The following is an 8,184-nucleotide window of genomic DNA, read 5'->3' as shown; positions in this document are numbered from 1 at the left end:
CATCTACAAATCACAAATCCACGATCACCACTGAGCATATTACTTCTTATATAATGCAGTTGTCGGCGGCCCAGCCGGTGGCGGGGGCGAACGACGGTGGTGCGTCGTTGTCGAACAGCTTGCGGCCCGCCGCCGAGACCGCGGTGATCGGGTTCCATTCGGCGATGGTGCGCAGCGGGCCCGGCAGGGTCTCGGCGGAGATGGACGCCGAGGAGATGAACGACAGCGGGAACATCCAGATCAGGCCGGCGCTCTGCGCGACCTCGACCGTCGGTGAGATCAGGCCGGTCAGCGCGCCGACCCAGGACATCGCGAACGCGAACAGCAGGATGATGGCGAAGGCCAGCGCGGCGTCGGCGGCACTGCCGTGGATGCGCCAGCCGACGATGTACCCGCAGATCACCATCACGCCCAGGCTCAGCACGTTGACGACCAGGTCGGACAGCGTGCGGCCCATCAGCACCGCCAGCCGTGACATCGGCAGCGTCCGCATCCGGTCGATGATGCCCTTCTGCAGGTCGCCGGCTAGACCGACGGTGGTGAAGGCGGCATTGAAGGCGACCGTCTGGGTGAAGATGCCCGCCAGCAGGAACTCGCGGTACTGGTCGCCGCCGAGGGACGCGCCGAAGATGTAGGCGAACAGGAACACGAACATCAACGGCTGGATCGTGGCCGTGACCAGCAGCGTCGGCACCCGCAGAATCGTCAGCAGATTACGGTGCGCCACGATCGCACTGTCCCGGATGAACCGGGCCCGCGGCTGCGCCCCGCCCGCAGCGGCGGGGCGCGGTGGATTCGTCTGGATCGGCATTTCGCGAGTCTCGTTCTCGTCCGAGACCTCCGGTGCCACACTCATGACAGAATCTCCTCTTGTTGCACATCGTCGGTTTCGATTTCTTCGACGGCCGGTTCGGCCGGAGCCCCGGTGAGGGAAAGGAACACGTCGTCGAGGGTGGGACGGACGACGACGGCGTCGACGACGCACACGCCCGCGTCGTCGAGGCGGCGCAGCGCTTCGACCATGGTGCGCGATCCGTCGCCGACCACCACCGACACCTCCGCGCTGCCGGGTTCGTGGATCGGTTCCCCCACGCCGACCTGCTGCAGGACCTTCACCGCGGGCCACGGGCTCTGCCCGGCGGCGAGGGTGACGGTGAGCCGGTCACCACCGATGGAGGTCTTGAGTTCGTCGGCCGAGCCCCGCGCGATGACGGTGCCCTTGTCGATGACCGTGATCCGGTCGGCGAGCAGGTCGGCTTCCTCGAGGTACTGGGTGGTGAGCAGGACGGTGGTCCCGTCGTCGACGAGCTCACCGATCACCTGCCACATGTCGAGGCGTCCGCGCGGGTCAAGGCCGGTGGTCGGCTCGTCGAGCACCACCACCGGCGGCCGCGCGACCAGCGCGCCCGCCAGGTCGAGCCGCCGGGCCATACCGCCGGAGTAGGTGCCGGCGCGCCGACCCGCCGCATGCTCGAGGCCGAGAGCGCTGAGCAGCTGCTCGGCCCGCGACACGGCCTGCTTACGGGACATGCCGTACAGGCGCGCCACCATGCGCAGGTTCTCGTAACCGGTCAGGTTCGCGTCGACCGCCGCGTACTGACCGGACAACCCGATCCTGGTCCGCGCCGTGGCCGGATCGGCCAGCACATCCACTCCGGCGACCCGGATCGAGCCCGCGTCGGGTCGTAGCAGCGTGGTGACGACCCGCACGGTGGTCGTCTTGCCCGCGCCGTTGGGACCCAGCAGTCCCAATACCGTGCCCGCCGGGATCTCCAGGTCGATCTCCTTCAGTACGCGCACCTTGCCGTAACTCTTGGCCAGGCCACGTACTTCTACCGCCAAACTCACGGACGCATCTCCTTCTGGCCGCCGCCGCACACGGTGATCGCCGGGACCGCGTCGAGGTGGCGATGCAGCACGGGGCCGATCACCGCCAGCGATTCCGGCGTTGTCATCGCCGCATGCCTGCAGGGCAGGTCGTGGTTGTGGATGTTGCCGGTGACGAACGGCTGCCAGGCTTCGGCGCGCCTGCCGGGATCGGCGGCGTTGATCTCGTCCGCCGCGGCGGTGAAGAACACCAGGTCGCCGTCGAAGGTGCGCGGCCGGAACCGGTTGGCCATCACCGTGCCGTCGGCGTACCCGGTGTAGAGCCGTTCCAGGTTCTCGACCGAGAGCGCGGCGAACGGGCCCGGCTGTGCCCGTAGCAGATCGGCCGCTTGGTGCAGGTCGAGGTCGGCGGGCAGCGGTGCCCCGCCGACGAGGTCGGCGCCGAACTCGCCGAGGATGTCGGCCACGCTCGGCATCGCGGTGTCGAGCCAGCGGTCGCCGAGCTGGTAGCTGTCCATCATGGCCAGCAGCGCGACGTCCTCGCCCGCGTCCTGCAGCTGGACCGCCACCTCCTGCGCGATCAGGCCGCCGAGCGACCAGCCGAGCAGATGGTACGGACCGTGCGGCTGGATCGACTTGATATGGGCCACATAGTGTCCGGCGGCTTCGGGGATCGTGGTGAACCCGTCCTCCCCGGACACGTGCGGCGCCTGCAGGCCGTACACCGGACGCTGCGGCGCGAGGTGCGCGAGCAGACCCGCGTAGCACCACGCCAGGCCGATCGCGGGATGCACGCAGAACAGCGGGGTGTCGTGCGGGCTGGTGGACGGGCGGATGGCCAGCACCGGTCCTGTCGCCGCCTCCATCGCCGCGCCCGCGTCGGCGCCGTCGAGCCGGGCGGCGATGCCGGCCGGGCTGGCATCGCCGAACATCAGTTGCACCGGCATGTCGTAGCCCTGCTCACGCAGTGCGGCAACGACTTTGGTGGCCAGCAGCGAGTTGCCGCCGAGTTCGAAGAACCCGTCGTCGGCGCCGACCCGCTCGATGCCGAGCACCTCGGCGAACACCGTGCACAGCGCCACCTCGGCGGGGGTCACCGGCGCGCGGTAGCCCTCGGTCGCGGCGAACACCGGCTCGGGCAGCCGGGCCCGGTCGAGCTTGCCGACGGGGGTCAGCGGTACCTCGTCGAGCAGCATGACCGACTGCGGGACCATGTAGTTCGGCACGTGCGCGCCGACGTGGTCGAGCAGCTCGCGCATCGTCGGCGCGGCACCCGCCCGTGCCTTCACGTACGAGACCAGTGCGGTCGCGCCCGCCTGGGTCGTGTGCCCGATGGTGAGGGCGAATTCGACGTCGGTGTGCCTGCCGAACGCGACGTCGATCTCGCCGAGTTCGATGCGGAAACCGCGCACCTTCACCTGGTGGTCGGTGCGGCCGACGTATTCCACGTCCAGCGACGCCGACTTCGCGCCGGCGCGCCAGCGCACCAGGTCGCCCGTGCGGTACATCCGTTCGCCGGGTGCGCCATAGGGATTGGCGACGAAACGCTGCGCGGTCAGGCCGGGCCGGTTGTGGTAGCCGCGGGCCAGTGCCGAACCGGCCAGCTGCAACTCGCCGGTGACGCCGATCGGGGTCGGGTGCAACCGCCGATCCAGGACGGTGGCACTGACGCCCCGGATCGGACCGCCGATACTGATCGGGCCCTGCGGGCTCATCGGCTGCGGCATCAGCGTGACGATGGTCGTCTCGGTGGGGCCGTAGACGTTGTAGAAATTGCGCCCCGGAGCCCAGCGGGCCAGCAGGTCCGGCGGCAGCGCCTCGCCGCCGACCAGGACGTGCGCGAGCGCGTGCACGCCCGCCGGGTCGACGGTGCCGATCGCGGCGGTGGTGATGAAGGCGTGCGTGATCCGCTCGCGGATGAACAGCTGCCGCAGGTCCTCGCCGCCGACGATTCCCGGCGGCGCGATCACCAGGGTCGCCGCCCCGCCGAGCGCGAACAGGATGTCGAGCATGGAGCCGTCGAAACTCGGGGTGGCGAAGTGCAGTACCCGGCTGCCAGGACGCACGTCGTAGCGGTCGGCGGTCTCGGCGGCGAAGTTCGAGATGCCGCCGTGGGTGACCACCACGCCCTTCGGTGTTCCGGTGGAACCGGAGGTGTAGACCACGTACGCCGGGTTGGCCAGGCGCAGCGGCCGGATCCGGTCGGAGTCGGTGACCGGCGAATCGTCGGTGCCGAGCACGGTGGCGCGGGTCTGCGGGTCGTCGAGGACCAGCCAGCGGCAGTCACCGGGCAGCCGATCACGGTGCGCCAGCAGGGTCAGGCCGACGGCGGCACCGGAGTCGGTGAGCATGTGGCTGATCCGCTGGGCCGGGTAGTTCGGGTCGACCGGGACGAACGCCGCACCGGCCTTGGCGACGGCGAGCATCGTCGCCACCGATTCGACCGATCGCGGAACGCCCAGCGCCACCAGGCTTTCCGGACCGATGCCCTGACCGATGAGGACCCGGGCCAGCCGGTTGGTCCAGCGGTCGAGTGCGTCGTAGGTGACCACGGTGTCGCCCGCGCACAACGCCACCCCGTCCCTGGACCGTGCCACCGCGGCGCCGAACACCGCGGGGAAGGTGACCGGGCGATCGGCGCGGGTACCGTGCACCGGCGCGAGCGCGGTCCACTCGGCCGCGTCGAGCAGGGCGAGATCGCCGACGGCCGTGTTCGGGTCGGCGGCGACCGCGGTGAGCAGCCGGACCAGCCGTTCACCCAGCCTGCGTGCGGTGCCCTCGTCGAACAGGTCGGCCGCGTAGTTCACCGCGAGGGTGATGCCGTCGCCGACCCGCTCGGCGGTCTGGGTCTCGGTGAAGGTGAACTGCAGGTCGAACTTGGCGATGCCCGCGTCGGCGTCGACGGCCTCGATCCGCAGACCGGGCAGTTCCAGCATCCGCACCGGGGCGTTGCGCACCGACAGCATCACCTGGAACAGCGGGTGATGAGCCTGGGAGCGCGCCGGATTGAGCACCTCGACGAGCCGTTCGAAAGGCATGTCGGCATTGGCGAACGCGTCGAGATCGCGGTCGCGGACGGTGCGCAGCAGGTCGACGAAGGCACGCTCGTCGGCGACCTCGGTGCGCAGCACCAGGGTGTTGACGAACATGCCGATCATCGAGTCCAGCGCCGGATGGCCACGGCCGGCGGTGGCGGTGCCGACAGCGATGTCGTCGTCGCCGGTGACGCGGTGCAGCAGCACGGCCAGTGCCGCGTGCAGCACCATGAACATGCTGACGTTGTTGACGGTGGCGATGCTGCGCAGCGCGCGGTGGGTGGCCGCGTCGAGCTGGCAGTCGACAGTGCCGCCCCGGTAGGAGGGCACCGGCGGGCGCGGGCGGTCGGCCGGGACCGTGAGCAGTTCCGGCAGGCCGTCGAGCACCTCGCACCAGTGGGCCAGCTGCTTGCTGATCAGCGAGCCCGGGTCGTCCTCGGTGCCGAGCAGTTCCTGCTGCCACAGGGTGTAATCGGTGTACTGGATCTCCGGGATCAGCTCGCCGAACTGTTCGCCTGACCGGATACCGCGGTAGGCGGCGGCGACCTCGCCGGCCAGCGGTTCCAGCGACCAGCCGTCCATCGCGATGTGGTGCACGACGAGGACGAGCACGTGCTCCTTCGACCCCGCGACGGCCAGCTTGGCCTGGGCGGGCACGGGCAGACCGGTGTGGTCGACCGTGATCAGCGCCGCCCGCATGGGGACCGAGGCCGACAGATCGAAGCCGGGGGTGACGAACCGGGTCACCGCGGCCTCGACCTCGTCCGGCCGCGCCGACGCGTGGAACAGGGTGACGGCGGCGATGGCCGGGTCGAGCACGAGCTGTTCGGGCTCGCCCGAGCTCTCCGGGAACACCGTGCGCAGCGTCTCGTGCCGACGTTGCACCGTGTGCAAAGCGGCAATGAGTGCATCCAGGTCGATCGGGCCGTGCAGGCGCAGCACGACCGGGATGTTGTAGGCGCCCGCCGACTGGCTCTCGCCCTGCGTGCTCGCGTTGAACCGGTTGAGGAACCACAGCCTGCGCTGCGCCGCGGACAGCGGAATCCGTTCCGGGCGTTGCTGCTTCACCAGGTCGGGGCGGCCTTCGTCACCGGACGGCCCTGACTCGATGAGCGCGGCGAGTTCTTCGACGGTCGGCGCGGCGAACACGGTCCGCACCTCCAGCCGCACATTGCTGGCCGCGGCCAGCCGTGCCACCAGCTGGGTCGCGAGCAGCGAGTTGCCGCCGATGTCGAAGAAGCTGTCGGTGGCGGAGATCGACGGGGTGCCGACCAGGTCGGTGAAGACCTGGGCGACCAGCCGTTCGGAGGCGGTCTGCGGCGCCCGGCCCGCGGCCACGGTGAATTCCGGTTCCGGCAGTGCGCCGCGGTCGAGCTTGCCGATCGGCGTGAGCGGCACGCGATCGAGCAGGGTCAGCGACGCGGGCACCATGTGCCCGGCCAGCCGGGCCGCCGCGTGGTCGCGGACGGCGGCCAGTTGCGTCGGCTCAATCCCGTCGGCGAGCTGCACCCAGGCGACGATCCGGTCGTCGCCGGAGATCCGCCGGACCTCGGTGTGCGCGAACCGGACATCCGGGTGACTGCCGAGCACCGCGCTGATCTCGCCGAGTTCGATCCGGAAACCGCGCACCTTGACCTGGTGGTCGCTGCGGCCGAGGTATTCCAGTTCGCCGTCGGCGGTCCACCGCACGACGTCACCGGTGCGGTACATCCGGGTACCCGCGGGCCCGGCCGGGTCGGCGACGAAACGGCCCGCGGTGAGGCCGAAGCGCTCGTGGTAGCCCTGGGCGATGCCGGGCCCGCCGAGGTAGAGCTCACCCGGCACCCCGGTGACGACCGGCCGCAACCGCTCGTCCAGGACCAGGGCCCGCGCGCCACGCACCGGCGTGCCGATGGCCACCGGCACACCCACCCGCATCTCCGACATCGCGGCGATGACGGTGGCTTCGGTGGGACCGTAGGCGTTGACGAAACGCCTGCCCGGCGCCCAGCTCGCCACCAGATCGGGCGGCACCGCCTCGCCACCGGCCATGAGCGCGCGCAAACGCGGCAGCGGCCAGCGGGTGGCATCGATCGAGGCCAGCACGGCAGGCGTCAGGAAGGTGTGGGTGATGTCCTCCCGGTCGAGCAGCGCGCCGAGCTCGTCGCCGCCGTAGATGTCGATCGGCCCGATCACCATCTCGGCGCCCGACCAGACCGCCAGCAGCATGTCGAGGACGGAGACGTCGAAGCTGGGAGTCGAGAAGAAGAACGTGCGAGCGAAGCGGTCGAGACCCGTCCGCTCCTGCAGGTCGACCGCGAGGCTGACCAGACCACTGTGGGTGACCGCCACGCCCTTCGGCAGACCGGTCGAGCCCGAGGTGTAGATCTGATAGGCCGTGTCGGCGGGGCGCACCGGGCGGATCCGCTCGGCATCGGTGATCGGAACGCTGTCGTAGCCCGTGAGTTCGGCCTGCAGGTCGGCGTCGTCGACCAGCAGCCACTGGGTGTCGAGCGGACCGGCCGCCTCGCGCAGTGCCTCGACATCCGCTGTGGTGGTGAGCACCGCGCGGGCACCCGAGTCGGTGAGCATGTGCCGGACCCGGTCGGCGGGGTACCGCGGGTCGACCGGCACGAAGGCCGCGCCGCTGGACGCGACGCCGAAAATGGCCAGCGCGCAGTCCAATCCACGGGTCAGGCCGACGACGACCCGGTCACCGGTGCCGATGCCACGCGCGATCAGCGCCCGGCCGAGCCGGTGTGCCCGGAAGCCGACCTCGTCGTAGTCGAGCTCCCCCACCGCACCGTCGACGCTGCCGCCGGCGAACCAGCGCAGGGCAGGCCGATGCGCGAACTTGGTGGCCGCGCGTTCGACGATGTCGGCCAGCACGACCGGCGTCACCGGGGCAGGCCCCTGCGCGGGCACCAGGGCACGGTGCTCGGCGACGGTGAGTGCCTCGATCTCGCACACCAGCTGCTCCGGGTCGGCGGTCGCCTGGGTGAGGATCAGCACGAAACGTTCCGCGAGGGTCTCGATGGTGGCGGCGTCGAACATCTCGGCGGCGTACACGAAGTCGAACCGGAGACCGCCACCCTCGGCGGGCGCCACCCGCAGTTCGAGATCGAACTTGGCACGCGCGATGTCGAGTTCGTCGGCGGCCAGGCGCAGACCCGGCAGTTCCAGCTCCGGCGCCGGGTCGTCCTGCATGCTCAGCGCGACCTGGAACAGCGGGTGCCGGTTGCTCGCCCTGCTGTCGCGGCCGCCCCGGAGGGCGGTCCCGGAGAAACAACTCCGACCCACCGCGAGCGAGCAGCCCGGCGGGAACACCGCGCGGGGGCTCACG

3 protein-coding genes are annotated in these 8,184 nt (G+C 70.7%); all 3 read right to left on the bottom strand.

What is annotated here, in order from left to right; all coding sequences use genetic code 11:
* Positions 1-46 precede the first annotated feature (46 nt).
* The 3 genes from ACFWPJ_RS01520 to ACFWPJ_RS01510 are packed head-to-tail and all read right to left on the bottom strand — an operon-like array spanning position 47 to position 8,048.
* On the bottom strand, positions 47-856 hold the full coding sequence (locus tag ACFWPJ_RS01520; RefSeq protein WP_378845819.1) for an ABC transporter permease: 810 nt from the start codon (positions 854-856) through the stop codon (positions 47-49).
* Positions 853-1,848: an ATP-binding cassette domain-containing protein gene (locus ACFWPJ_RS01515; RefSeq protein ID WP_378845818.1), complete on the bottom strand. Its 996-nt coding sequence runs from the start codon at positions 1,846-1,848 to the stop codon at positions 853-855. Before ACFWPJ_RS01515 ends, ACFWPJ_RS01520 begins: the two co-directional genes overlap by 4 nt.
* Positions 1,845-8,048, bottom strand: a complete 6,204-nt coding sequence (locus ACFWPJ_RS01510; protein WP_378845816.1) for an amino acid adenylation domain-containing protein — start codon at positions 8,046-8,048, stop codon at positions 1,845-1,847. The genes ACFWPJ_RS01515 and ACFWPJ_RS01510 overlap by 4 nt, the downstream gene beginning before the upstream one ends.
* Between the last annotated feature and the right edge of the window lie 136 nt (positions 8,049-8,184).

This window comes from Nocardia sp. NPDC058497 (assembly GCF_042720195.1).
GTDB lineage: Bacteria > Actinomycetota > Actinomycetes > Mycobacteriales > Mycobacteriaceae > Nocardia.
This window is presented reverse-complemented; position numbering and strand designations above follow the sequence as displayed.